The sequence below is a fragment of the Tropicimonas sp. IMCC34011 genome, assembly GCF_003390865.1.
GTDB lineage: Bacteria > Pseudomonadota > Alphaproteobacteria > Rhodobacterales > Rhodobacteraceae > Tropicimonas_B.
This window is the reverse complement of record NZ_QMEJ01000001.1, coordinates 783,868-808,990: the sequence shown is the minus strand read 5'-3', so window position 1 is coordinate 808,990 and position 25,123 is coordinate 783,868. Positions and strand designations below refer to the sequence as shown.

26 protein-coding genes are annotated in these 25,123 nt (G+C 67.9%); 13 read left to right on the top strand and 13 right to left on the bottom strand.

Annotated elements, in window-relative coordinates:
* Positions 1–125 precede the first annotated feature (125 nt).
* From DQG15_RS03930 to DQG15_RS03920, 3 genes are all read left to right on the top strand, one after another.
* Complete coding sequence (locus DQG15_RS03930) at positions 126–1,016, top strand: NAD(P)-dependent oxidoreductase (RefSeq protein WP_116082890.1); 891 nt, start codon at positions 126–128, stop codon at positions 1,014–1,016.
* A 127-nt stretch (positions 1,017–1,143) separates the two neighbouring features.
* On the top strand, positions 1,144–2,508 hold the full coding sequence (locus tag DQG15_RS03925) for an MATE family efflux transporter (protein WP_116082889.1): 1,365 nt from the start codon (positions 1,144–1,146) through the stop codon (positions 2,506–2,508).
* A 92-nt stretch (positions 2,509–2,600) separates the two neighbouring features.
* On the top strand, positions 2,601–3,575 hold the full coding sequence (locus DQG15_RS03920) for a DUF4123 domain-containing protein (RefSeq protein WP_157968884.1): 975 nt from the start codon (positions 2,601–2,603) through the stop codon (positions 3,573–3,575).
* Positions 3,576–3,747: 172 nt separating this feature from the next.
* Here the strand turns inward: DQG15_RS03920 and DQG15_RS03915 are convergent, their stop codons facing one another.
* Both DQG15_RS03915 and DQG15_RS03910 read right to left on the bottom strand, forming a co-directional pair.
* Complete coding sequence (locus DQG15_RS03915; protein WP_116082887.1) at positions 3,748–4,170, bottom strand: hypothetical protein; 423 nt, start codon at positions 4,168–4,170, stop codon at positions 3,748–3,750.
* A 65-nt stretch (positions 4,171–4,235) separates the two neighbouring features.
* Positions 4,236–5,438: a pyridoxal phosphate-dependent aminotransferase gene (locus DQG15_RS03910; RefSeq protein ID WP_116082885.1), complete on the bottom strand. Its 1,203-nt coding sequence runs from the start codon at positions 5,436–5,438 to the stop codon at positions 4,236–4,238.
* Positions 5,439–5,533: 95 nt separating this feature from the next.
* Here DQG15_RS03910 and DQG15_RS03905 point away from each other — a divergent pair, with 95 nt between their 5' ends.
* The 3 genes from DQG15_RS03905 to DQG15_RS03895 all read left to right on the top strand — a co-directional run bounded on the left by DQG15_RS03905 (position 5,534) and on the right by DQG15_RS03895 (position 6,840).
* Positions 5,534–5,971 (top strand): helix-turn-helix domain-containing protein, encoded by a 438-nt coding sequence (locus DQG15_RS03905; RefSeq protein WP_116082883.1) that lies wholly within the window; start codon positions 5,534–5,536, stop codon positions 5,969–5,971.
* Positions 5,971–6,252, top strand: coding sequence for a succinate dehydrogenase assembly factor 2 (locus DQG15_RS03900; RefSeq protein WP_116082882.1), 282 nt, complete (start codon positions 5,971–5,973; stop codon positions 6,250–6,252). The genes DQG15_RS03905 and DQG15_RS03900 overlap by 1 nt, the downstream gene beginning before the upstream one ends.
* Positions 6,253–6,342: 90 nt before the next feature.
* Positions 6,343–6,840, top strand: coding sequence for a MarR family winged helix-turn-helix transcriptional regulator (locus DQG15_RS03895; protein WP_116082880.1), 498 nt, complete (start codon positions 6,343–6,345; stop codon positions 6,838–6,840).
* Positions 6,841–6,969: 129 nt separating this feature from the next.
* Here DQG15_RS03895 and DQG15_RS03890 read toward each other — a convergent pair whose 3' ends face one another.
* The 4 genes from DQG15_RS03890 to DQG15_RS03875 all read right to left on the bottom strand — a co-directional run bounded on the left by DQG15_RS03890 (position 6,970) and on the right by DQG15_RS03875 (position 10,604).
* Positions 6,970–7,659, bottom strand: coding sequence for a DUF1194 domain-containing protein (locus DQG15_RS03890; RefSeq protein ID WP_116082878.1), 690 nt, complete (start codon positions 7,657–7,659; stop codon positions 6,970–6,972).
* Complete coding sequence (locus DQG15_RS03885) at positions 7,656–8,084, bottom strand: VOC family protein (protein WP_116082877.1); 429 nt, start codon at positions 8,082–8,084, stop codon at positions 7,656–7,658. Before DQG15_RS03885 ends, DQG15_RS03890 begins: the two co-directional genes overlap by 4 nt.
* A gap of 83 nt (positions 8,085–8,167) precedes the next feature.
* On the bottom strand, positions 8,168–9,586 hold the full coding sequence (locus DQG15_RS03880) for a hypothetical protein (RefSeq protein ID WP_157968883.1): 1,419 nt from the start codon (positions 9,584–9,586) through the stop codon (positions 8,168–8,170).
* Positions 9,558–10,604 carry a hypothetical protein gene (locus DQG15_RS03875; protein WP_116082874.1) on the bottom strand — a complete coding sequence of 349 codons (1,047 nt, stop codon included), beginning with the start codon at positions 10,602–10,604 and terminating at the stop codon, positions 9,558–9,560. Before DQG15_RS03875 ends, DQG15_RS03880 begins: the two co-directional genes overlap by 29 nt.
* Positions 10,605–10,830: 226 nt before the next feature.
* Between DQG15_RS03875 and thyX the strand changes: the two genes are divergently transcribed.
* Both thyX and DQG15_RS03865 read left to right on the top strand, forming a co-directional pair.
* Entirely contained in the window at positions 10,831–11,739 is a 909-nt protein-coding gene (thyX, locus tag DQG15_RS03870; protein ID WP_116082873.1) for an FAD-dependent thymidylate synthase, read from the top strand.
* A gap of 139 nt (positions 11,740–11,878) precedes the next feature.
* Positions 11,879–12,208: a hypothetical protein gene (locus tag DQG15_RS03865; protein WP_116082871.1), complete on the top strand. Its 330-nt coding sequence runs from the start codon at positions 11,879–11,881 to the stop codon at positions 12,206–12,208.
* Positions 12,209–12,289: 81 nt separating this feature from the next.
* Here the strand turns inward: DQG15_RS03865 and DQG15_RS03860 are convergent, their stop codons facing one another.
* Positions 12,290–12,496 carry a cold-shock protein gene (locus DQG15_RS03860; protein ID WP_116082870.1) on the bottom strand — a complete coding sequence of 69 codons (207 nt, stop codon included), beginning with the start codon at positions 12,494–12,496 and terminating at the stop codon, positions 12,290–12,292.
* 141 nt (positions 12,497–12,637) lie between these two features.
* Positions 12,638–14,641: a threonine--tRNA ligase gene (gene thrS, locus DQG15_RS03855; RefSeq protein ID WP_116082868.1), complete on the bottom strand. Its 2,004-nt coding sequence runs from the start codon at positions 14,639–14,641 to the stop codon at positions 12,638–12,640.
* A gap of 184 nt (positions 14,642–14,825) precedes the next feature.
* Between thrS and DQG15_RS03850 the strand changes: the two genes are divergently transcribed.
* A complete protein-coding gene (locus tag DQG15_RS03850; protein ID WP_116082866.1) occupies positions 14,826–15,413 on the top strand; it encodes an MOSC domain-containing protein in 588 nt (195 codons plus the stop codon).
* 96 nt (positions 15,414–15,509) lie between these two features.
* Here DQG15_RS03850 and DQG15_RS03845 read toward each other — a convergent pair whose 3' ends face one another.
* Positions 15,510–16,316, bottom strand: a complete 807-nt coding sequence (locus DQG15_RS03845) for a hypothetical protein (RefSeq protein ID WP_157968882.1) — start codon at positions 16,314–16,316, stop codon at positions 15,510–15,512.
* Between the two features lie 201 nt (positions 16,317–16,517).
* Here DQG15_RS03845 and DQG15_RS03840 point away from each other — a divergent pair, with 201 nt between their 5' ends.
* Entirely contained in the window at positions 16,518–16,841 is a 324-nt protein-coding gene (locus DQG15_RS03840; RefSeq protein ID WP_116082863.1) for a chorismate mutase, read from the top strand.
* Positions 16,838–17,737, top strand: coding sequence for a bifunctional methylenetetrahydrofolate dehydrogenase/methenyltetrahydrofolate cyclohydrolase FolD (gene folD / locus DQG15_RS03835; protein WP_116082861.1), 900 nt, complete (start codon positions 16,838–16,840; stop codon positions 17,735–17,737). The genes DQG15_RS03840 and folD overlap by 4 nt, the downstream gene beginning before the upstream one ends.
* Before the next feature lie 4 nt (positions 17,738–17,741).
* On the opposite strand, the gene pdeM is transcribed toward folD, so the two are convergent.
* The 4 genes from pdeM to DQG15_RS03815 all read right to left on the bottom strand — a co-directional run bounded on the left by pdeM (position 17,742) and on the right by DQG15_RS03815 (position 22,189).
* Entirely contained in the window at positions 17,742–18,470 is a 729-nt protein-coding gene (gene pdeM / locus DQG15_RS03830) for a ligase-associated DNA damage response endonuclease PdeM (RefSeq protein WP_116082859.1), read from the bottom strand.
* Positions 18,471–18,594: 124 nt separating this feature from the next.
* Positions 18,595–19,011: a pyridoxamine 5'-phosphate oxidase family protein gene (locus tag DQG15_RS03825; RefSeq protein WP_116082858.1), complete on the bottom strand. Its 417-nt coding sequence runs from the start codon at positions 19,009–19,011 to the stop codon at positions 18,595–18,597.
* Between the two features lie 60 nt (positions 19,012–19,071).
* Positions 19,072–21,504 carry a ligase-associated DNA damage response DEXH box helicase gene (locus tag DQG15_RS03820; protein WP_116082856.1) on the bottom strand — a complete coding sequence of 811 codons (2,433 nt, stop codon included), beginning with the start codon at positions 21,502–21,504 and terminating at the stop codon, positions 19,072–19,074.
* Between the two features lie 76 nt (positions 21,505–21,580).
* Positions 21,581–22,189 carry a MarR family winged helix-turn-helix transcriptional regulator gene (locus DQG15_RS03815; protein WP_232830700.1) on the bottom strand — a complete coding sequence of 203 codons (609 nt, stop codon included), beginning with the start codon at positions 22,187–22,189 and terminating at the stop codon, positions 21,581–21,583.
* A 142-nt stretch (positions 22,190–22,331) separates the two neighbouring features.
* Between DQG15_RS03815 and DQG15_RS03810 the strand changes: the two genes are divergently transcribed.
* On the top strand, positions 22,332–23,870 hold the full coding sequence (locus DQG15_RS03810) for an MDR family MFS transporter (protein WP_198665058.1): 1,539 nt from the start codon (positions 22,332–22,334) through the stop codon (positions 23,868–23,870).
* Positions 23,871–24,060: 190 nt separating this feature from the next.
* Positions 24,061–25,083 (top strand): tripartite tricarboxylate transporter substrate binding protein, encoded by a 1,023-nt coding sequence (locus DQG15_RS03805; RefSeq protein ID WP_116082855.1) that lies wholly within the window; start codon positions 24,061–24,063, stop codon positions 25,081–25,083.
* Positions 25,084–25,123 lie beyond the last annotated feature (40 nt).

The window sequence follows — 25,123 nt, the reverse complement described above, 5'->3', positions numbered from 1 at the left end:
AATGGTATCCTGACGCGTGCCCCGCCGCAAAGGCTTCCGGCGGGGCGCGCGGTCAAGATGACGCCAGGGGGGTGACGTCCGCCGCTCCGCGCCTATCCTTGGGGCGAACCATCGGGGAGCGAGCGATGCGCATTTTCTTCACGGGCGGCAGCGGCAAGGCGGGGCGTCATGCGATCCCGGTGCTGAAGGCCGCCGGCCATACCATCGTCAACGCGGACCGCGCCCCGCTGGGGCTGGACGGAGTGGACGATCTGAACGTCGATCTGACCGATGGCGGGCAGGTGTGGAATGCGCTGACGATGATCGGCAACCTCGGCGAGCTCGATGGCGAGGCGCCGCCGCGCTTCGACGCCGTGGTGCATTTCGCCGCGACCCCGCGCATCCTGATCGAGCCGGACGACGCAACCTATCGCAACAACGTGCTGTCCACCTACAACGTCATCGAGGCGGCGGTGAAGCTCGGGATCCCGAAGGTGATCTTCGCGTCTTCCGAAACGACCTACGGCATCTGCTTCGCCCGCGGCGAGTTGAAGCCGGACTACGTCCCGGTGGACGAGGATCACCCCACTGTGCCCCATGACAGCTACGGGATGTCCAAGGTGACAGGGGAGGTCATCGGGCGCTCCTTCCAGGCCAGAAGCGGGACGGATATCTACGGTCTGAGGATCAACAACGTCATAGAACCTCATGAGTACAAACGGGATTTTCCCGCTTACGTCGAGAACCCGGACCTGCGGCGGCGCAACATCTTCGCCTATATCGACGCGCGGGACCTCGGCCATGCGGTGGAGCGATGCCTGCGGACGGACGGGCTGGGCTACCGGGTCTTCAACATCGCCAACGCAGACCCCTCCGTCGATCTGACCTCGGCCGAGATCGCGGAGCGCTGGTACGGCGGCGTCCCGATGCGCCGCGAGATGGGCGAGCGGGAGACGTTCTACGACATCACCCGCGCGCGCGAGGAGCTGGGCTTCGAGCCGAAATACAGCTGGCGAGAGGAACTGGGGCGCACGTAGAGGCCGGGCCGGCGTTCGTCACGGGAGCGCGGCGCGGGGAGGATTGAACCTCGAGGAGAGCTCGCGGCGCAGCTGCTCTCGCGAACGGTCCTTGCCGGCCGCTCCGCGCGGGATTAGGGCCGGCGCCATGACGGATCGCCTCTCCATAGCCGGACACGCGCGGGCTCTCTTGAGCCTTGGGCTGCCGCTTGTCGGGGCCAATCTGGGCATGTTCGTGATCGGCATGACCGACACGGCCATGCTCGGTCGCTACAGCGTCGAGGCGCTTGCCGCCGGGGTGCTCGGGCAGTCCTTCTTCATCCTGTTCTTTCTCTTCGGAGCGGGGTTCGCGCAGGCGGTCCTGCCGATGGTCGCGGCGCAGCCCGAAACTGACGAAGGGCGGCTTCAGGTGCGGCGGGTGATGAGGATGGGGCTCTGGCTCTCCGTCATCTTCTCGCTCATCCTTCTGCCGCTCTTCTGGTTCTCCGGCTCGCTCCTTCTCGCGCTCGGGCAGGAGCCGCGCATCGCGGCGCTGACGGCGGACTACCTGCGAATCGTCGGGCCCGGCCTTGTGCCGGCGCTCGCGGTGATGGTGCTGAAAAGCTACCTGTCCGCCCTTGAACGCACGCAGATCTCGCTCTGGGTCACAGTCGGAGCGGTGGTCGTGAACATCGCCGTCAACTGGGTGCTGATCTTCGGCAATCTCGGAGCGCCGGAGCTGGGCGTCCAGGGGGCGGCGCTGGCCTCCGTCTCGGTGCATCTCGTCTCTCTTCTCGGCCTTGCGCTCTATGCGCAGCACGTCTTTCCTGTGCAGGCGCTCTTCGCGCGGCTCTGGGTGTCCGACGGGGCGGTCTTCTGGCAGGTGTTCCGGCTCGGCTGGCCGATCGGTCTGACCCAGCTCGCCGAGGTCGGCCTGTTCTCGGCGACGGCCGTCATGATCGGCTGGCTGGGCGCCGTCCCGCTGGCCGCCCACGGGATCGCGCTCCAGATCGCCACCGCGACCTTCGTGGTCCACCTGGGCCTGTCGAGCGCGGCCACGATCCGGGCCGGTCGGGCCTTCGGCCTCGGGGATATGCGCCATCTGAGGCGCGGCGCATTTGCCGCGCTCGGGCTGTCGGGCCTGATGGTTTTGCTGACGGTCGCCGTCTTCCTCCTGGCGCCCGAGCCGCTGATGGTGCCCTTTCTCGACCCCGAGGATCCGCAGCGGCCGCGCATCGTCGCCCTCGGGACGTCTCTTATCGCCGTCGCGGCCCTCTTTCAGATGGCGGACGCGGCGCAGGTCATGGCGCTGGGGTTCCTGCGCGGGATGCAGGACACGCGGGTGCCGATGATCTACGCCACCATCGCCTATTGGCTCGTCGGTCTGCCGGCGAGCTACATCCTCGGCTTTCCGCTCGGCCTCGGCGCGCCCGGGGTCTGGGGCGGACTGGTGATCGGCCTCGCGGTCGCGGCGACCCTGCTGATGCTCCGCTTCTGGCGGGCCGGGCGGGTCCCGGCTCCGCAGCCGGGCTGAGGCGGGACCCTCCGGCAACAAAGCCCTGTGCGACCGGCGACGGGATGGGTAGGCTTCCGCTCGAGACAGACCGGGACGAAGGACGCGACGCCATGACCATCGCCGAGGCCGACGCCATGAAGTTGCCGGGGGAGGAGGATCGCCTGGGTGAGGCCCTCCGCCGACTGCCGGGACGCCTCTTCGCGGTGCTCGACGGGGCGAACTATCCCGATCTGCCCGGACGCCTCCGCGAGGTCGGCCTCGACTATTTCGCCCTCTACGGCGAGGAGACCGACGCGCCGGACATACGCTACGGCCCCCATCTCGTCGTCTGCCCGAGCGCCTTCGCCGTGGAGCAGGTTCGCGACGTCTCCGCCGGAACGCCGACGGTGGTCTGGTGGGCCTGGCCCGACGAGGGGAGCGAGACGGAGGTCGCCGTCTGGCGCCACATGCGCCGCCTGTCCGTGGTGGACGTGCCTGTCGGCCGCGACGAGGAGATGATCGGCCCGCCCCGCCACGGCGCCGTGACCGGCTCGGGTCCGGAAGAGCCCGTCTTCCTACGTCATGCCGATGCCGACGTGGTTGCCGCGCTGATGGATGTGCTCGAGCCCGAGCAAAAGGCTCAGCTCTTCGGGGAGGCGTTGGCGATCCTGGCCGAAACGCCTGCCGCGCCCGGCCTTGCCCTGTTCGAGCGGCCGGAGGCGGAAGATCCGGGCGGCCGCCTGTCCCTGTCGCCCGATCAATATGCGTGCCTGACGGTGTCCTATAGGCGGGCCCTCGGGCGCCGGGCGGAAATCGAGTTCGCCTCCCTCGCCGGCCCCGGCGAGACGGGACGGAGGCGGATCCAGGATGCCGTCGAGCGCGCCGAGCGGTACCGGCTCTCCACCAAGTCGGAGATTTGGGACTTCATCACGATGGACATGCGCTACGGCGCCCGGTTCGAGACCGCTGCCGGCCGGGAGGGCGTTCTCGCCGAACTGACCCGGACCGACATGCCCTCCGCCATGCGCCTCTGGCGCGCCGAGATGCTGGCCCAGCAGATCCGCGGCGAGGACCGGCAGGAGATTTCCGGCACGCGCAGCTTCTGAGGCGAGACGGGCAGGGGGCTGGGCGAAGGCACCGCCACTCTTGCACGAGCACCTCCGCTGGCACTCCGCGGCAGGGCGGGATCGACAACCCGTGAGCGTCCCCGTGGCCATTATCTCCAAGCTTGCCGCGCCGCCATGAGGATCGCGGACGGTCGGACGTCCCGGTCCCGCGTCACCCGGCTTCGCCGTTATCCTGTCGGGCCTTCGTCAGGCGATCGGCCTTCTTGCGAACGAGGACGGAGCGCAGATCGTGCATCGCGAGGAGAAGCGCGTCGGTGACATTCTCGAGCTGGTCGTCGGTCGCCTTGGACTGCGCCCATTGCGCTGTCAGGTTCAGATGATCGATGGCGCGGTGGATGTCGTCGAGGTCCCGCCAGGACAGGACTTTCTGACGCTCCTCCATCCAGCCCCGGATCGTCGCGATGTCGGTCGCGGAGAGCGTGCGGTCCCCGTGGGGCTTCACCTCGCCGTTGCGGATGTTGACCACCGCGATCTGGTCCATCTCGATCCGGCGCTGGCGGTTCTCGGTATCGACCCGGAAGACCATCGCGCCGTTCTCGCGGATGCGGAAGTAGTAGTCAGGAAGATCGATCATGGCCCGCTCCGCTCAAGAGTGGGGCGCCCGACCCTCGCGGGAACGAAAGGGCGCCCGGACTCTTCTTAGCTCAGCGCGGCGCAGAAGTCCTGAATGCGCGAGCAGGCTTCCTTCAGATTCTCGTCCGATGTCGCATAGCTGATGCGGAAGGCAGGGGAGAGACCGAAGGCCGCGCCGAAGACGACCGCGACGCCCTTCTCCTCGAGAAGCGCCTTCGCGAAGGTCTCGTCGTCCTCGATCTTCGTCCCCGCCTCGGTGGTCTTGCCGATGCAGTCATCGATAACGGGATAGACGTAGAAAGCGCCCTCGGGCAGCGGGCAGGAGATGCCCTCCGCGGCGTTCAGCATCTCGACGACCATGTCCCTGCGCCGCTTGAAGGTCGCATTGTTCTCGGGGATGAACTCCTGCGTGCCGTTCAGCGCCTCGACCGCCGCCCATTGCGAGATGGAGCAGGGGTTCGACGTCGATTGCGACTGGATCTTGCGCATGGCGTCGATCAGCATCTTCGGCCCCGCGGCATAGCCGATGCGCCAGCCCGTCATGGCATAGGCCTTGGAGACGCCGTTCACGGTGAGCGTGCGATCGTAGAGGGCAGGCTCCACCTGCGCCGGGGTCGCGAACTCGAAATCGTCGTAGGTCAGGTGCTCGTACATGTCGTCCGACATCACCCAGACATGGGGATGGCGAAGGAGCACGTCCGTCAGCGCCTTCAGCTCGTCGCGGGCATAGGCCGCGCCCGTGGGGTTCGACGGAGAGTTGAAGATGAACCACTTCGTCTTGTCGGTGATCGCGGCCTCGAGCGCCTCGGGCGTCAGCTTGAAGCCGGTCGCGCTGGTCGTCTCGACGAAGACGGGCTCGCCGCCGGCAAGCAGGGCCATGTCCGGATAGCTGACCCAGTAGGGCGCCGGGATCACGACCTCGTCGCCCGGATTGAGCGTCGCCTGGAGGGCATTGTAGAGGATCTGCTTGCCGCCGGTGCCGACGGAGACCTGCTCCGGCTTGTAGTCGAGGCCGTTGTCGCGCTTGAACTTGGCGCAGATCGCGGCCTTGAGCTCGGGGATGCCGTCGGCAGGGGTGTACTTCGTCTTGCCGTCGGAGATCGCTTGAACCGCGGCGTCCTTGATGTTCTGGGGCGTGTCGAAATCAGGCTCGCCGGCGCCGAGGCCGATGACATCGCGGCCCGCTTCCTTGAGCTCCTTGGCCATCGTGGTCACCGCGATGGTGGCGGAAGGCTTAACGCGGGCAATGGAATCGGACAAAAACGACATGGGCTTCTTTCCGGGTCGGGAACAGGTTCGAGGCGTCTTAGGCTTGCCCCGACAAGGCTTCAAGCGATATCCGTACTGCAAGGGAGAGGCGTGACATGAGCGAAGACCAGAACTGGTTCGGCGAGGATACGGCGACCTTCGGAGACCGCCTGATCGGCGCGCGGGAGGCCCTCGGCATCGGTCAGGAAGAACTGGCGCACCGCCTTGGCGTCAAGATCGCCACGGTACAGGCCTGGGAGAACGACTCCAACGAGCCGCGCGCCAACAAGCTTCAGATGCTGTCCGGTCTGCTCGGCGTGTCGCTCACATGGCTGATCAACGGCACGGGCGACGGTCTGCAGACCCCGCCGGATTCGACCGAAGCGCCCCGTCCCGAGCTGTCCGCGCTGCTCGACGAGATGACGCAGCTGCGCATCTCCATCGACCGGGCCACGAACAAGCTCCTCGTGCTCGAGCGGCAACTCCGCGCCGCGCTCTCGGCGCCGGTGCTGCCCGACGACGTCTACGATGACAGTTACGAAGGAACGTCGTGATGGAGACATCCGCCAAGGCCGGCCGCACCGAAGACCGCGAGACCCGCGAACGCCGCCTCACGATGCGCTCGGGCCGGCGCGGTATGAAGGAGATGGACCTGATCCTCGGCCCCTTCGCCCGCACGACGATCGACACGCTCGGCGAGGAAGAGCTGGACCGCTACGAGGCTCTTCTCAGCGAGAACGATCAGGACCTCTACCGCTGGGTCAGCGGGCAGGTGGCGCCCCCCGATGAACACGCGGCGATGATCCGCCGGATCGCGGAGCAGGCCGGCGTCTGATCGCGCGGAGAGTGCCGGCCGATCTTAACGGCATATTCGCTTTTTTGCCTCACAAGCCTTCGGACCAGCAACAGTCCGAAGGCATCTGGCATGAGCATCGAAATCGCATTGCTGCCGGGAGAACGCAGCTCTGTTCATGCGACCTATCTCGACGGGCTGAGCCTCCTGGAACGGCTTCACCGGCTTATGCTCGACGTGGTGAAGGACGAGTTCGAGCGGCTCGGTCTCATCGACGTGAACCCGGTTCAGGCTCTCCTCATCTACAATATCGGCGATAACGAGGTGACGGCGGGGGAGCTCAAGTCCCGCGGATACTACCAAGGCTCCAATGTCAGCTACAATCTGAAGAAGCTGGTCGAGCTGGGCTACATGCACCATCAGCGCTGCGATATCGACCGCCGCTCCGTCCGCGTTCGCCTGACCGCGGAGGGCCGTGAAATCCGGGACGTGATCTGCGCGCTGTTCGAGCGGCATTCCGAGGAAATGCTGGACCGGGGCGTGATCGAGGCCAACGCGCTCGAGACCGCGACGAGCACCTTGCGCCGGCTCGAGCGTTACTGGCGGGAGCAGATCCGGTACATCTACTGAGGGTCGCTTCCCGAGGGCGACCCGGACAAGGGCGCCGCGGGTGAGCCAATGACCTCCCTCGTTGACGGAAGGAGCGGGGGGACGCGGATTGTGCGCCGCTCGAGCGTCCGTCAGGTGCCGATACTTTCCTCAGCGAAGGGCGCCATAGACCCGGCCGGCAAGTTCGCGGGTCAGTTTTTCGCGCATGGCGCGCGCGACATCGTCATAGCCGCGCGCCACGACTGAAAACGCGCCGGGGCCGTGGAGGACGCTCTCTTCGTAATAGCGTTCAAGACCCTCCGGATCGCCCGGCTCCGAAACGATGGGCAGGCCGTTCACCGTCACTCCGGCGAAATCGAAATTGGCATAGGCGAGGCCGGGCCCGAATCCCTCGTTGTTCGGCCCATCGCCGCTGACGTCCAGGGTGTGCGCCGCGCAAGGCGGCGCGTCCGCGAAAGCGCCCGAGGCATAGCCGAGCGCGTAGCCGAGGGCCGTCGGAGATTCGGTCTCGCTGCGGGGGCTGGCGGAAATGCGGGCGGCGGCGCTCTCGAGCGCGTCCGCGCCGTCGATCAGCGTCCAGCTGATGATCTCGGTCTGCGTCCAGCGGCCGGACCATTCGAACACCGAAAGCGCGACGGGGGCGTCCGGAAGCGTGGCGAGGAAGCCCGCCCGGACCTCCTCACTCACAAGCGCCGCGGCGAGCCCCTGCCGCTGGAGTGCATCCTCGCGTGCATCCACCGAGGAGGACACATCAATCGCGAGGAGCAGGGCGAGGCGGCAGGCATCTGCCGCCCCGGGAAAAGCGGCAAGGGATGCCGCCGAAAGAAGGGTCCTGATCACCAGTGGCCCGTGTTCTCCATGCTGGCCCACGGCTCTTCCGGCGCGAGGGCGTCCCCTTCCTGGAGCAGTTCGATGGAGATGTTGTCCGGCGAGCGGACGAACGCCATGTGGCCGTCCCGCGGCGGGCGGTTGATGGTCACGCCGGCATCCTGAAGCTTGGCGCACATCTCGTAGATGTTGTCCACGCGGTAGGCGAGATGGCCGAAATGGCGGCTGTCGGAGGGAAGGCCCTCGTCGCCGTCCCAGTTGTAGGTCAGCTCGACGGGCGTTTCGTGCTGTCCCGGAGGCGCCATGAAGATCAGGGAGAATCGCCCCTTCTCGTTGTCGATCCGGCGCTTTTCCTCGAGGCCGAGAAGGCGGAAGAAGTCCATCGTGGCGTCGAGGTCCTTCACGCGGACCATGGTATGCAGGTAGCGGATCGTCATGTCGCCTCAATCTCGTTCTGGGTCAGGATGACGGGGAGGGTAGGGCGCCGCCGGGCGAGCGCAATCCCCTGTCCCCGATCCCGTCAGAACGCCGATGCGACGCCCAAGGTCAGGTTCGTGGCCTCGCCGTCGAAGCGGCTGATGGTGCTGTCCGTGGTGCGCGCCTCGAGGCCGATGACCGGAGAGAAGCCCATGCGCCCCACGGCGTCGATCCTGAGCGACAGTCGCGCCGACAGGGTCTCGTCCTGCCGTCCGCCCGGCACGTCGATGAAGCCGACGCGGTAGGCGTCGAAGTCCCGCCGTTCCCAGCTCAGTCCGCCGGACAGGTGCATCCCTGCCAGTGGCTCGCCCATCGACAGATCGAGGGCGGCCGAGGCGCCGGACCAGTCGAGATTGGCGTCGTCCGACGCGACATCCCTTGCCGAAAGGGAAAAGCGCGTGTGCACACCGACAATCTCGCGGGAGAGGGCAACGGAGGCGGTCCGGCCGGTGCGGGCCTCGCCGCCGGTGAGCGACAGGCGCCGCTCGAGACCCGCGCCAAGGCGTAGGTCCACCTCGCCCGGAAGCTCTACGCTGCGGCCGAGGGAGAGGCGCGCGGAGCGGTCGAGCGGCTCGTAGCCGTACCAGGACTTTCCGAAGGCGAGCGCATAGGTATCCGGGACCGGCAGATCGCCGGGCGCAATCGAATGGGTCAGGCCTATCTCAGCGGCGCCGTAATCGAAGGCGCTGCCCTCGATGCCGGGCGCCTGCTCCCGCGCCTCCTCCGACAGTTCGTTCCAGGTCCGGTAGCCGTCGAAGGTCAGGGCGGTGCGATGGTCCGTCCCGCGGGACAGGGTGCGGGCCGCGGCGAGGGTGGCGCTGGTGCGGGTGCCGGACAGGGCCCTCGCGGTCCCCGAAAGGCGGCCCACCGGCAGGCTGTCATCGAGGACCAGCCATTCTGAGCTGGAGCCACCGTTGATGTTGTCCGTCCGGCCATTGCTGAAGGACAGGCGGACCGTGAGGGGAGAAACGGCCCGCATCCGGCCGAAGGCCTCGCCGACCCGGTCCCGCGTCGAATCGTCGGGGGCGGTGCCGTAGGCGCGCCGCATCCAGAATTGCGCAGCGATCCAGCTGTCGTCCGCTGCCGCGGCACGGGAGGTGTACCACGCGGCCTCGTGCTTCAGACCGTCGCTGCCGGCCATACGCCACGCTTCTGCGCCAGCCTCGCGGCCGGCCTTCGCATCCCCGAGGGACGGGGAAGTGGCTGCGATGAGGATGAGGGCCGTGGGGTCCTCCGGGTCTGCGAGACGAAGCTTCCGGCCGAGGGCATTGGCAAGGGCGTCGTCGCCGGCGCGGAAGGCGCGCCGCGCCAGCTCCCGGGCTTCGGGGATGCTGAGGCTGATCTCCTCCGCCCGCGGCGCCTCGGGGACCGCGAGGCACAGGGCGAACGCCGCCACCGCCGCAAGGGCGCGGCCGGGGCCGAGGGTGCCGCGCTCAGTCAATGTCTTCGAGACTGTCCACATCGGTGCAGATCGCTGGCGCATCGGCCGTTCCGCAGCGGGGCAGGACGAAGATGCCGGTCTCCCGGTCGAACGTGCCGCTGATCTCCTCGCGCGGATCTTCGGGGATGAAGATCGTGTCGAGCGCCACGACGCCCGCCAGCCCCTCGGAATTCTCGCCTCCGATCGTGCCGCCGAACGTGCCGGCCCCGAACGGCACACCGTCTTCGTCGCGCATGCGTGCGGTGCCGAGGAAAACGCCGCTGTCATCCAGATCGCCATCGGCGAGGAAGACCGTTTCCAGCTCCTGATCGGCAAAGGGCCCGTCCACGAAGCGGCGGTCGTAGATCGCGCCGTTGACGGCATTGTCCCCGAAATCGACGTTGATGAAGACGCTGCCGGTGGTCTGGGCGGCCTGCTGGGGGACGAGCGCGGGATCGGTGCCCGGGGGCACCGGCATCCGCTGGTCCTGATCGGCATCGGCCAGGTTCGTCACGCCAGCGTAGTTGCCGGCATAGCTCACCTGGCCTTCGGTCGGCTTCGCATAGTCTCCGACCCGTTCGTAGTAGCCGCCCTGATAGACATCCGTGAACTGACCCGCATCGCCGGCGACGACGGCCTGCACCGAGCCGTCCGAACTGCGCGCCGCGAGGGCGACGAAGATCCGGTCGAGCGCATCGTCCTGAACCGAGAAGGCACGGTAGCCGGCCACGTCGAGGGCGGCATTGCGGTCGTAGGTCGCAAGGATGCGGTCCGCGTCGAGCGCGTTCATTTCCACCGTCAGGGTATCGTCGCCCGGATCCGCGGGATCGCCGGGATCGTAGGCGATGGAGCGCAGGTTCTGCGCCAGCGCATCGGGAATGGTGTTCTCGTCAAGATCGGGCGTCTCGCCGGGATCCTCGGGGCCGGGATCTTCGGCGCCGGGACCCTCGCCGTTGTCTTCGTCCGAGACCCGGTCGCCGTTGACCGGATTGCTGCCGTCTCCGCCGCCGCATGCGGCAAGTAGAATCATCAGCGCGATGGGTATCGCCTGCTTGACCATTGGAACTGCCCCGAGATCGTTTTTGCCTGTTTTGCGGGGGAGTTTTCGGGTGCGTTCACTCCAAGTCAACGCTCCGCGGCTGGAGCGTTGCAGTCTTGGACCGGGTGCGGCCCTGATGCCGCAGGACGAACTTTCGATGGAGGACGCAAGTCTCGTGGTTTAATCCGCCCCCGCCCTCAAGATATGGTCGTCTCCGAGTCGCCCGAAAGCCTAAGGACACCGCCCCATGCCCCTCACCCCGGAGCAGCGTGCCGAGATCGAAGATGCCCGCGCCGAAACGCGCCAGACCCTGCGTGCCACGTCGGACGGGATGGAGGCGCATCTCTATCGCGCCCACGAGGTCCTCGATCACGGGCTTGTCCGCGTCATCGACTACATGGGCGACGATTCCGCCATCGTTCAGGCGGCGCGCGTCTCCTACGGGCGGGGCACGAAGGCGGTTCAGAACGACGAGGGGCTGATCCGCTACCTCATGCGGCATTGGCATTCGACGCCGTTCGAGATGTGCGAGATCAAGCTGCACGTGAAGCTGCCGGTCTTCGTCGCGCGGCAATGGATCCGCCATCGCACGGCGAACGTGAACGAGTATTCCGCCCGCTACTCCATTCTGGATCGGGAATTCTACATCCCCGCGCCCGAGCATCTCGCGGCGCAATCCGTGCAGAACAACCAGGGCCGGGGTGAGACGCTGGAGGGCGACGAGGCCGCGCGGGTTCTGGACTGGCTGCGCGAGGATGCGGGGCGGGCCTACGATCATTACGAGGCAATGCTGTCGAAGGAGGGCCAGCAGGGCCTCGCGCGGGAGCTCGCGCGGATGAACCTGCCGGCGAATGTCTATACCCAGTGGTACTGGAAGGTGGACCTGCACAACCTCTTCCACTTCCTGCGTCTGCGCGCCGACCCCCACGCGCAATACGAGATCCGCGTCTATGCCGAGGCGATCTGCAAGATCGTGGCCGACTGGGTTCCCGCCGCCTACCGCGCCTTCGAGGATTACCGCCTCGGCGGAGCGTCCCTCTCCGCCAAGGCCCTCGACTGCGTCCGGCGCATGGGCCGCGGCGAAGAGGTCACGCAGGAGACGAGCGGCATGAGCAAGGGCGAATGGCGGGAGTTCATGGCGGTGATGGACGGGTAGGGCCTCGTCCATCTACCTGTCGCGTCCGGCAGTCGTCAGCCGGGGAAAACCTTCCGTCTCCGCCGCGGCGCGTCCGCCCGGCGGGATTTGCCGCCGCGATGGGGCTGGAGTCTCTCCATACCGGTCCTAGGTCAGCCGGATGCCCCGCTATCCCACCACCCCCGACGGCCGCTATTTCATCGCGAAAAGCCGGCTCTGGCGTTCGACCGATCCCGGCCTGCCCGAGGGGGAGCGCAAGGCGGCGGTTCATGAGCTCATGTCCGCGCGGCGGGCGATCAAGGGAGCTGAGGGAGAGGCGTTGAAAGCCGCCCGCGCGCGCGTCGATGCGGCGAAGCGTCGTCTCGGCGAGCGGGGGGCGGTCTGGTGGACGGACGGCGCGCCGGACGAGGGGGGAAAGCACCCCAAGAACAGCACTTACGCCGAATGGTGGGCCGATCTGCCGGTGGCGGATCGCGAGGCCGGCGGCTAGCGGCGCAGGCTCTCGCCCGATGCCGGGCCGCCAGGGAGATAGGGGCCGCCCAGCGGGCTGCGCGACCCCTTGCCTGTAAGATCAGAGCGCTTGCAGATCCGTGGCGGAGGACCGGCCGTCCCGTCCCTCGCGCAACTCGTAGGCGATCTTCATGTTGTCGGCGAGGCCCGTCATCCCGGCCTGCTCCACGGCGGAGATATGGACGAAGATGTCCTTTCCGCCGTCATCCGGGGCGATGAAACCGTAGCCCTTGGTCGTGTTGAACCATTTCACGGTGCCAGTCGGCATGACCCGTGTCTCCTCAAGTCAGTCGCAGTTCAGGCGCTTGCAGCCCGGCGGAGCCGCAGAATCGCGGCGCCGCCCCTTAAGGAAATGCGAAAAGGACGCGGTCTGGCAAGATGAAATGACGCTCGGGAACGAGCGCCGCGATCAGGCCGTCCCGGTCGCCGCCCGCGCCTTCAGATCGGGCGGAAGCGCCTCCTCGGTGAGCGATGTGATGAGCTCGTCGAGGGGCACCGTCTGGGTCTGCTTCTCGCCGAGGCGGCGGACCGTGACGGTGCGGTTCTCCACTTCGCGCTGACCGATCGCGAGGATGACCGGCACCTTGGCCATGGAGTGTTCGCGGACCTTGTAGTTGATCTTTTCGTTGCGGATGTCGGCCTCGGCACGCAGGCCGGCCGCCTGAAGGCTGGCCACCGCCTCATGAACGAAGTCGTCCGCATCAGAGACGATGGAGCAGACGGAGACCTGCGTGGGCGCGAGCCAGAGCGGCATGCGACCGGCATGCTCCTCGATCAGGATCCCGATGAACCGCTCGAAGGAGCCGACGCAGGCCCGGTGCAGCATGAAGGGCCGGTGCTTCTCGCCGTCGGCGCCGATGTAGTTTGCGTCCAGACGCTCGGGCAGGTTCGGATCGACCTGGAACGTGCCGCATTGCCAGACCCGGCCGATGGCATCGGTCAGGTAGAAATCCAGCTTCGGGCCGTAGAACGCCCCGTCGCCGGGCTCCAGCGTGTAGGTGCGACCGGTCTTGCGGATCGCCTCCTCGAGCGCGTTCTCGACGTAATCCCACGATTCCTCCGTTCCCACGCGCTTCTCGGGCCGCGTGGCGAACTTGATCTCGAAGGTCGGGAAGCCGAGGTCCTCGTAGACTGCCGCGAGGAATTCGATGAAGCGGGCGCATTCCTCCTCGATCTGCTCCTCGGTGCAGAAGATGTGCGCGTCGTCCTGGGTGAAGCCCCGGACCCGCATGATGCCGTGAAGGGCGCCCGACGGCTCGTAGCGCGCGCAGGACCCGAACTCGGCCAGCCGAAGCGGCAGATCCCGGTAGGACTTCAGCCCCTGGTTGTAGACCTGAACGTGGCAGGGACAGTTCATCGGCTTGAGCGCGTTGATGCGGGTCTCGGCGCGGTTCTTCGCGCTCGCGTCGTCGTTCTCGCCGTCGCGGCTTTCGTCCACCTCCACGATGAACATGTGGTGCTGGTACTTCTCCCAGTGGCCGGAGGCCTCCCAGAGTTTGCGGTCCACCACCTGCGGGGTGTTGATCTCGCGATAGCCGCCGGCGCGCTGCTTGCGGCGCATGTAGTCCTGAAGCGCGGTGTAGATCGTCCAGCCGTTCGGGTGCCAGAACACTTGCCCCGGCGCCTCCTCCTGCATGTGGAAGAGGTCCATCTCGCGGCCCAGGCGGCGGTGATCGCGCTTCTCGGCCTCCTCGAGGAAGGTCAGGTGCTTCTTCAGGTCGTCGCGGTTGCGGAAGGCAACGCCGTAGATCCGTTGGAGCATCTGGCGGGAGCTGTCGCCGCGCCAGTAGGCGCCCGAAACGCGCATCAGCTTGAAGGCATCCGCCGGAACCTGCCCGGTATGCTGAAGGTGCGGCCCGCGGCAAAGGTCTTGCCAGTCTCCGTGCCAGTACATCCGCAAGGGCTCGTCCCCCGGAATGGCCTCGATCAGCTCGACCTTGTACGGCTCGCCCAGCTCCTCGTAATGCGCGATGGCGCGGGGGCGGTCCCAGACCTCGGTGCGTACGGGGTCGCGGGCGTTGATGATCTCCTTCATCTTCGCCTCGATGGCGCCCAGATCGTCCGGCGTGAAGGGCTCCGCGCGGTCGAAATCGTAGTACCAGCCGTTCTCGATGACGGGGCCGATGGTGACCTTCACGTCGGGCCAGATCGACTGCACGGCTCGGGCCATGATGTGCGCAAGGTCGTGGCGGATCAGCTCGAGGGCCGGGCCGTCATCCTTCATCGTGTTGATCGCGAGCGCGCCATCCGCCTCGATGGGCCAGGCAAGGTCCCAGTGCGCGCCGTCATAGGTCGCGCTGACCGCCTTCTTGGCGAGCGAGGTGGAGATGTCCGCGGCGACCTCGCCGGCGGTGATCCCGGCGGGGTAGGAGCGGCTAGCGCCATCGGGGAGGGTGAGGGTGATATCGGCCATGAACGGCTCCTCGTCGGTTCGGCGCCTACGAAAACGCCCGGTTGCGGGTAAATTGCCGGGCCTGAATGCGCCGCGCGGACGGGGAAGGTCAACCCGGCCTCCGCCGCTTCGCTTGCCTTGCGCTGCGGAAGGGGGCAATCGGGTCGCACCACATCCGCCCGCCCCGTTCGAGGAACCGACGCCCATGCCCGCACTTCTCGCCACCAAGATCACCGGCACGATCGTCTGGCTCGGCCGCGTGCCGGACCGGGAGGCCACGTTGCGCGCCGAAGCGCTGGAGGAGGTGCGGGCGTCCTTTTCCGGCATCGAAGGCGAGAGCCATGGGGGGCTGACGCGGCCCTCCTGCTCCCGCGTATCGACGCAGTATCCCAAGGGGACCGAGATCCGGAACGTTCGCCAGCTCAGCATCGTCTCGGCCGAGGAGCTGGCGGAGATCGGGGCGGAGATGGGCCTCGAGAGGGTCGATCCGGCCTGGCTCGGCGCGAGCATGGTGATCGGCGGGATCCCCGATTTCACCCATCTGCCGCCCTCATCGCGGCTGCAGTCCAACTCCGGCGCGACGCTGACGGTGGATATGGAGAACCAGCCCTGCCACCTGCCGGCGAAGGTCATCGACGAGGATCGCCCCGGCGCCGGCCGCGCCTTCAAGCGGGCGGCCGAAGGGCGGCGAGGCGTGACCGCGTGGGTCGAGCGGGAAGGTGTCCTGCGCGTGGGGGACGAGGTCCGGCTCCACATTCCGGGCCAGCGCAGGTGGCAGGGCGCAGGGATCTAAGCACCAAAACTGCACGGGGCCGAGGCCGGCGCGAGGACATGCGCCGACCGTCACGCCTGCAGTCGGGGTATTCCACCCTGTGATAAGCGCGGGCTCTCAGAACCCGCTGGCGTAGCGGTAATAGACGATCGGCGGATCCTCGGTCTGGCTGCCGACGCCATCTTCGGCAGCCATGCGGCGGGCGCGTTCGAGCGCGGCGACGGCGGCATCCTCGACTTCGCCTTCGCTCAGATCGCCGGAGCCATCTGCATCCAGCTCATCGAAATGAGCGGTGACGACGGCTTCGACGTCCCGCTGCGGGGCCTGGCCGGCCCACTCGCCGGTGGAAACGATTCCGTCGCCATCCGCATCCAGCGCGTCGAACATCCGCGCGGCGGAGGCCATTGCATCATCCGGAGCCAGATCGGCGGGATTGGCGATGGAGCGGCCGGTTGGATCGAAGATGAACCGGCGGAGCACCACGACCTCCTGCGAGGCCAGATCGGAGTTCCGCGCAGCCTCGAATGCCGCGCGGGCCGCCTCGAAATACTCGGCGCGGGTGATGACCCCGTCGCCGTCCAGATCGGCGTCCGACACGTTGAGATCGCTGCGGTCGGCGGGAGCAGGGCGGGCCGCTGCCGTCGCGGTCAGGCAGGCCACAGCTTCCTCGCGGCCGACGGTGCCGCTGTCGTCCTGGTCCATCGCGGCGAAATGAGCGCGGGCCGCCTCGCGGACGGCGTCGGCCGAAACGGCGTCCTCGACGCTCTCGATGGCCACATATCCCATGCGGCAGACATCCGGCAGCTCGACGCTGGTCGGAACGGACGGCGTGGTCCCTTGCGGAGCGGCCGACTGGGCGAGGGATTGAGCCGGAGAAAGAGCGAGAAGGCACAGGGCCGTGGCGGCGAGGGGGCGATACGTCATGCTGAAATTGGCGTCCGTGCGAGAATGGATTTTGGATTCATCGGCATGGCAACGCGGCGGATCGTTTCCGTGTTCCCGAGTGCGTCGCGGCAACCCGCCGCGATGACGCTGGAGAACCCTGCCATGCCGGAGCCCGGCTTGCCGGTCCGGCAGGCGCGGGATAAGCCGCGGCACGAAAACGGACCTTCGCGAGGTAGAGACATGACCCGGCCCCCGGCTTCCGCGTGCGGCGACATGGGCGCGCTGCGCCTCCAGATCGACGAGATAGACCGTGAGCTGATCGCGCTTCTCATCGAGCGCGCCGCCCATATCGACCGTGCCGCCGAGCTGAAACCCGCCGCGGGACTGCCGGCGCATATCGACAGCCGGGTCGAGGAGGTCGTGAACAACGTACGTTCCGCCGCAGGCGGGGCGGGGCTCGACGCGGATCTCGCCGAGGATATCTGGCGGCGGCTCATCGGATGGTCGATCGCGCGCGAGGAGACGGCCATGCAGCACAGCGGGATCAAGGGAGCGGACGAATGAGCGCAGACATCATCGACGGAAAGGCCTTCGCGGCCTCCATTCGCGATCGCGTGGCCGCGGCCACGAGCAACCTGAAGGAGGAATTCGGCCTGACGCCCGGTCTCGCCGTGGTGCTCGTGGGCGAGGATCCGGCAAGCCAGGTCTACACCCGGTCGAAGGAGAGGATGGCGACGGCGGCCGGGATGGCCTCCTTCGAGCATCGCCTTGCCGAGGAGACGACGGAGCGCGAGCTCCTGGGACTGATCGACAATCTCAATGCCGATCCCGAGGTTCACGGCATCCTCGTCCAGCTTCCCCTGCCGCCGCATCTCGACGCAGCGCTGGTGATCAACGCCATCGACCCCAACAAGGACGTGGACGGCTTCCACATCTCGAATGCGGGCCGTCTCGCGACGGGGCAGACCTCGATGGTGCCCTGCACGCCGCTCGGGTGCCTTCTGCTTCTGAAGGACCGGATCGGCGATCTCTCGGGCAAGCATGCCGTCGTGGTCGGCCGCTCCAACATCGTCGGCAAGCCGATGGCGAGCCTTCTTCTTGGGGCGAACGCAACGGTGAGCATCGCCCATTCGCGGACGGCCGATCTGGCCGGGCTCTGCCGTCAGGCGGATATCCTCGTGGCGGCGGTCGGCCGGCCGGGGATGATCAAGGGCGACTGGATCAAACCCGGCGCGACGGTGATCGACGTCGGCATCAACCGACTTCCGTCCGAGACCGAGGGCGGCAAGGACCGTCTGGTCGGGGATGTGGACTTTGCCGCGGCCAAGGAGGTCGCGGGTGCGATCACGCCTGTGCCGGGCGGCGTCGGACCGATGACGATTGCGTGCCTGCTGGCCAACACCGTCGTCGCCGCGGCGCGCATCAACGGCCTTCCGGAGCCGGACGAGCTGACCGTCTGAGGCGTCAGGCTCGCCTGCGCAGCCCGGTGGGTGCGCGCATCGCGCCGGGCCTCTTGCCCTTCGGCATGGAAAAGACCGGCAGGCGGGCCATCGGCTCGCCCGTCAGGATCGCCAGCGTGCGGGAGCGCTCCATGAGGCGCTCCAGGGGCGGCGCATCGGCGAAGAGACCGCCCGTATAGGTGCCGAACGCCGGCAGTATCAGGCGTGATCCGTCGGTGACGAAGCAAGGCCGCGCAATGCGACTGCCGCGCGCGTTGACCGCGATCTTGGGGTGCCAGTGCCCCGAGATCTCGCCGGGCGACGCGCCTTGTTCGGCGATATGACGGAAGGTGAGCGGACCGAGGGTGAGTTCGGCGAGGTGGCGCCCGTCGACGTCCAGGGGCCCCGGATCGTGGTTGCCCTCGATCCAGACCCAATCCCGCCCGGCCATGAGGCGCAGGAGCCAGAGCCGCTCTTCCTCAGCCAGACCGCCGAGGGCGGCGGCGTCGTCGAAACTGTCGCCGAGGCAGATCACGCGGGCCGGGCTAAGGGCGGAGATCGCGGCATCGAGGCGCTGCAGCGTGTCGCCGGTCTCGTAGGGGGGCAGAAGCGATCCGCCCCGCCGTGCATGACGCTCCGACTTGCCGAGGTGCAGATCTGAGGCGCAGAGCGTCCGCTCGGCCTCCCACCACAGAAGGCCGGAGGACAGCAGCGTCAGGGCGGTACCCGCGAAATCTATCCCGTGCGCGTTCATGCTGCGTTCCTACCCGGCGAGCGCAAGGCGGGCAAGGGCGGGACAGGGGACGCGGGATGAGTCCGGGGCAGGTCGCCCCCGCCGGACGACGGTCTCCGGGGGGGGGCTCAGGACGAGAAGGAGATCAGAGCTTGATCTCGCCGTCCTCGTAATCCGCCCACCAGTGGATGCGGGAGGCGGCGACCTCGATCATCACGATGCCGGGCGTGTCGAGGCCGTCCTTGAACCACTCCTCGAGGTCCGGGACCCAGTGCGGCTCCATCGTGGCGCGGTCGCGGTGCAGCGTGGCGCTGCCCTCGATGGACAGGAACGTCATGTCCTTCCCGACGAGGGAGAGGCCGACCTTGGGGTCCCGCTCGATATCGGTCACGGTCTGGCTCTCGTCGAACGTGAAGTAGCGCGAGGTGCCGTCGAACGTCACATCGCGGTTGTTGCTCATCGGGCGGGCGGCAATGCTGCCGTTCTCGCAATGGGTGGACAGCATGGTGAAGTCGATCGCCTTCATGCGTTCGGCGATGTCGGGCAGGGTCATCTCGGCCATTTCGCGGCTCCTTGAGGTCGGTCCCACCGGTAACGCCGAAGCTGCCGGGAGGGGTCCGTCTCAGGCGAGGCCGGCCGCTTCCATCAGCCGTTCGGCCTCTTCCTCCACGAGGCGCGCCTCCGCCCGGCCCTTGATCGGCACACGGCCCATTTCGAGGAACATCGGCGCGGCGAGGGGGGAGACGCGGGTGAGGATCGCGTGGTCGATCCGTCCCTCGATCCGGTCCAGCATCTGCTCGATGCGTCCGAAATCGACGAGACCGCGGGTCGCCTCCTCCCGGGTGATCTGCATGAGCAGATGGTCCGGGTCGTATTTGAGAAGCGTGTCGTAGAGGATGTCCGAGGAGAAGGTCGCCTGCTTGCCGGACTTGCGCTTGCCTGGCGTGTTGCGCTCGATCAGCCCGGCGATGGTGGCGGAGGTCTTGAAGGTTCGCTTCATCACCGCATTGCCGGCAAGCCATGTCTCGAGGCCCTCGAAGAGGTTCTCGCGCGCGAAGAGGGGGGCGGGGTCGGTCACCTCGTCCAGCCCCCAGACCAGGGTCGCGTAATCGGTGGCGACGAAGCCGAGCGGGTTCAGGCCCTGCTCCTCCATGCGGGCGGTCATCAGAAGGCCGAGGGTTTGCTGCGCGTTGCGGCCGGCGAAGCCATAGGCGCAGACATGGTTGCGACCGTCGTGGGGGAAGGATTCGATGAGCAGGCGGTCCCGCTCCGGCAGATGGCTGACCTCGCGCTGGAGACGGAGCCAGTCGGCGGTATGCCGCGGCAGTTCCGGCCAGTCCTCCTGCCGGAACATCTGCAGGATGCGGTCGGAGAGCTGAGTGGAGGTGGCGAACTTCGTGCCCATGAACGTGGCGATGCGCGGCGGCTGGGTCGGGCGCCGCGTGACCTCCACGGTCATCTCGCGCAGACCCTCGTACCGCACGACCTCGCCGCCGATGAGGAAGGTGTCGCCGGGGGTGAGGGTCGCCGCGAACCCCTCCTCCACCTCACCGAGGGGCATCCCGCCGCGCCCCCGGAGCCGGACCTTCAGCGTATCGGTGTCCATGATCGTGCCCATGTTCATCCGGATGCGGCGGGAGGTCCGGGGGTCGCGGAGCTCCCACAGCCCGTCCGCGCGCTGCCGGATCCGCTGCCAGCGATCGTAGGCCCGCAGCGCATAGCCGCCGGTGGCGCAGAACTGGAGGCAGTCGTCGAACTCCGCGCGCGTCAGGGCGGCATAGGGGCCGGCCGTCCTGACCTCGGCGAAGAGCGCGTCCGCGTCGAAGGGACCGGCACAGGCCGTGAGAAGGATGTGCTGGCAGAGCACGTCGCGGGGGCCGGGCCCGCGGGCCTCGCCGTCGAGCCTGCCCTCGGCCACGGCCTTCAGGGCCGCGACGCATTCGACCACCTCGAACCGGTTTGCGGGAACGAGGAGCGCCTTCGAGGGGGCGTTGTAGCGGTGGTTGGCCCGGCCGATCCGCTGGACGAGGCGCTTCACGTTCTTCGGCGCGCCGACCTGGATCACGAGATCCACGTCGCCCCAGTCGATGCCGAGATCGAGGGAGCCGGTACAGACGATCGCGCGGAGCTGCCCCGCCACCATCGCCGCCTCCACCTTGGCGCGTTGCTCGCGGGAGAGGGAGCCGTGGTGGATGCCGATCGGCAGCGCCTCCTCATTCGCAAGCCAGAGGTTGTGGAAGAAGATCTCCGCCTGCGCGCGGGTGTTGTGGAAGATCAGCGTGGTGCGGTGGCGCCGCACTTCGTCCAGCACTGCCGGGATCGCGTAGGCCGCGCCGCCGCCGGCCCAGGGCGGCGCCTCCTCGGTGGTCAGCATTGAGATGTCCGCCGGCGGCCCGGGGTCGGCATGGATGATGGACGCGGTATGGGGCGCCTCGGCGAGCAGGCGTCCGATGGCGTCCGGATCCTCGACGGTGGCGGAGAGGCCGACGCGGCGGAGGCCGGGGCGAAGCGTGCCGAGGCGGGAGAGGGCGAGGACGAGCTGGTCCCCCCGCTTGCTCTCGGCGAGGGCGTGGATCTCGTCCACCACGATGCGTTTGAGACCGGCGAAGATCCGCGGCGCATCCTCGTAGGAGGTCATCAGCGCAAGGCTTTCCGGCGTCGTCAGCAGGATATGCGGCGGATCGGCGCGCTGGCGCTGGCGGACGGAATAGCTCGTGTCCCCGGTGCGGTCCTCGACGCGGATCGGAAGGTCCATCTCGGTGATCGGCGTGGTGAGGTTGCGGCGGATGTCAGCGGCCAGCGCCTTGAGCGGCGAGACGTAGATCGTGTGGAGGCCCTGATGCGTGCCGTCCGCGAGCTCCGCCAGGGTGGGCAGGAAGCCGGCAAGCGTCTTGCCGCCGCCGGTCGGCGCGATGAGGAGGGTGGCCGGGTCCTGCGCCCGCTCGAGCATGGCGCGCTGATGGGGGTGCACCTGCCAGCCGCGCGCGGTGAACCAGTCGCGGAAGACCTGAGGCAGCCCGGGACTCTCGGGGCGATCGGGGGAGGACAGCGTCATCTCAGGGCAGATAGGCGCGCGATCGTCCGGCGACAGGGCAGGGCGCATGCAGTCGCGCCGCCGTGATCGACAGGTGTCATCCCTCCGCGTCGCCGATCCGGGGCAGGCTGGCGCGGAGACCGGCGACCTCGGTATCCCGCTCGGCCGCCATCTTGCCACTGTTGTCGGCCCAGGTGCTGAAGCGGTCGAGGAGGGGAAGGAAGGTCGCAATCTCGTCTGCGGTCCAGCTTTTCAGGAAATCACCGAGCACGAGAAGCTTGTAGGCGTGCACGGCCTCCACCACGCGGGAGCCGTCCAGTGTCGCCCGAAGGACGGTGCGGCGGGCATCCTCCTGGCTCACGGCCCGTTCGGCGAGGCCGAGGCGGATCAGCTCGCCTGCAATGCGGGACGCGCGGGAGGGATCTATGCCGAGGCGCTGGGCGACGGTGGCGACCATGATCTCCCCCGCATCATCCTGCCCCGCCGCACCGCCGGGGGGACAGATCACGGCCATCGCGTCGAGTTGCGCCAGCTCCAGGGGAAGGCCCAGATCGCGCAGCGCATGGTGGCCGAGTTCCCGGCGGTTGACCCGTCTGCGCCAGTTCTGGAGGACCGTGTCGACATCCCGCGCCGCGCGGGTCAGGCGCGGATCGATCCCCATGGCGGCGAGGTCGGTGGGCTGTCGGTCATCGCTGTCGTCGGCCACGCGCAGGCTCCGTCTCAAGTAATACGTGCAGTTGACATGTATATGCTATCAGCACATATCCGGAACAACCCTGATTGCGCCGCCTCGCCCCATGTCGGGGAAGAGGCGGCCCTCCCCGTATATCTCCGGAAGCCGTTTTACCATGTCACAAACCGCATTCGACTCCCCCTCGCAGGCCATGGTGGACGAAGCGCCGGGGGGCGCGTCGGTCAAGATCGTCTTGGCCGCCGTCGCCCTCTCGCTGCTCTTCGCGTCGCTGGGGCAGACCATCGTGTCCACCGCGCTGCCGATCATCGCCGCCGATCTGGGGGGGATCGACAACCTGACATGGCTCATCACGGCCTACCTTCTCGCCTCCACGGTCGCGGCCCCGGTCTCGGGCAAGCTTGGCGACCTCTTCGGCCGGAAGGCGGTGATGCAGGGGGCCATCGCCATCTTCGTCGTCGGCGCCGTGATCGCGGGGCTTGCGCCGAGCATGGGGATCCTCATCGCTGGCCGCGCTGTGCAGGGGCTCGGGGGCGGCAGCCTGATCGTTGTGTCCATGGCCGTCGTGGGCGATGTCCTTCCGCCGCGGGACAGGGGCAAGGCGCAGGGTATCCTCGGGGCCGTCTTCGGTGTCTCCACCGTGCTCGGACCGCTGATCGGCGGGTTCCTCGTCGAAGCGCTGAGCTGGCACTGGATCTTCTTCGTCAACCTGCCCGTCGGCGCGCTGGCCTTCGTCGTCATCGCCGCGGCGCTCGAGACGCCGGCCCCCGGCATTCGTCCGCGCATCGACTACGCCGGCGCGGCCTGTCTCGCGACATTCCTGTCGGCAATCGTGCTGATCGCGAACATGGGAGGCAGCGCCGTGCCGTGGGTGAGCGGGACGATGGCGCTCCTCCTCGCCATTGCCGTCTGCGCCCTCGCAGGCTTCGTGGCGGCCGAGCGGCGTGCGTCCCAGCCGATCCTTCCGCTCGAGCTCTTTCGGAACAACACGTTCCTCGTGGTGAACGGCGTGGGCTTCTTCGTCGGCGTCGCGATGTTCGGCACCATCACGTTCATGCCGCTCTACCTTCAGGTGGTTCAGGGAGTGACGCCGACCGTCTCGGGGCTGTTCCTGCTGCCGATGATGGGCGGGCTGATCGCCGCCTCCATGGCGGCGGGGCAGCTGATGTCCCGGACGGGGCGCTACAAGCTGCTGCCGATCATCTCGACCGCGATCCTCGCGATGTCGCTCCTGACCATGACCGCATTGTCGTCCGAGACGTCGCTCTGGGTGATCGCGGCGGGCATGCTGGGGATCGGCCTCGGCCTCGGGCCGGTCTTCTCCGTCGGCGTCGCGGCGATCCAGAACGCGGTGCCGGCGCGGATGCTGGGGGTGGGGACGGCGAGCGCCAACATGTTCCGGCTGATCGGCGGCTCCATCGGCACGGCCGCCTTCGGTGCGATCTTCGCCAGCGGTCTTTCGGCGAATATCGCGGGCCACATTTCCGGCGATCTCTCGGGCGGAGTGCGGTCGGTCAGTGCCGAGATGGTCGCCAGCCTCCCCGCGGCGGACCGCGTGACGGTGCTCGAAGGCTTCAGCAATGCGCTCCACCCGATCTTCTTCGCGGGGGCCGTGCTCGCCGTTCTGGCGTGCCTGCTGTCGCTCCGGTTGAGGGAGCTGCCGCTCGGAACGACCCTGCCGGGCGCGCGCCCATAGGCGGAGATTGCGGCGCCCCGACCGGAAAGCCCTGCCGGGCGCCCTCTTGAAGAGGGGCCGCGGGACCGCAGTCTCGCATCGCCCTGCTGTGTCACCCGGAGATGTTCGGGCCAGAAGGGCGGCCCATCACGACGCTTGACAGGTCATGGCCTCGCTGTAACCTACCAATCGGTAGAAAAGGGAGGAAACCATGTTCGACCGCACGACTCTCGGCCTTCTGGCCGCGACCTGCATGACCGCGCTGCCCGCAGCGGCGCAGGAGTATAGCTGGACGCCAGACCGCCCGATCAACATCATCGTTCCGTGGTCCGCAGGCGGATCGACCGACCAGGTCACGCGGGTCGTCGCGCCGATCATCGAGGAGGCTCTCGGGACCGAGGTCGTCGTGGTGAACCAGCCCGGCGCCTCCGGCTCGACCGGTACGGCCGCGGCGCTCGACGCCCCCCGTGACGGGTACACCTGGACCGCCAACGCGATCGCCAACAACGCGACCTACGCGGTGACGGGCCTCGTCGAGGACACGACGATCGATGATTATCACATCTACCTGCACGTCGCGAACGTGCCCCTCGTCTCGGTCAATGCCGACAGCGAATATCAGGATTTCGATGCGCTGCTGGAGGCGATGGAGACCGGCAGCGTGACCGTCGGCACGGCCGGCGTGAACAGCTCGGGCGGCATGGCCCTTGCTGCGATCCGGGAGGGATCCGGCACAGACCTCGAAGGCGCGCGGATGATCACCTATGACGGCGGCAACCCCGCCGTGATCGCCGCAGCGTCGGGCGAGGTGGTCGCGACGACGCAGCTCGCCGTGGAGCAGACCGAAATGATCCGCGCCGGCCGCCTGCGCGCGCTGACCGTGCTGTCCGACGAGGCGCTGGAGGTCGAGGGCATTGATCCGGTGCCGCCGATCACCGATTTCCTGCCCGATTTCGAGGTGGCCGCCGACTATTTCGGCGTGTTCATCCCCGTCGGTGCGCCGCAGGAGGTCTATGATACCATGGATCAGGTGTGGGAAGATCACGTCATGAACTCGGAGGCGCTCAAGACCTACGCCACCGACCGCGGCGCCGTCTTCATGCCGAGCTATGGCGATGCGGCGCTGGAGCGGGCGATGCCCGTAGTGATCTCCGAGGCCTGCGCCCGGGTGACGCGCGGCGAGGCGGTCCTCGATCCGTCCGAGATCGGGATCGACTGCCCCGACGAGGGCTGATCCGCTCCTCCTTGCCCGTCAGGGGCGGCGGCGTTGAGCG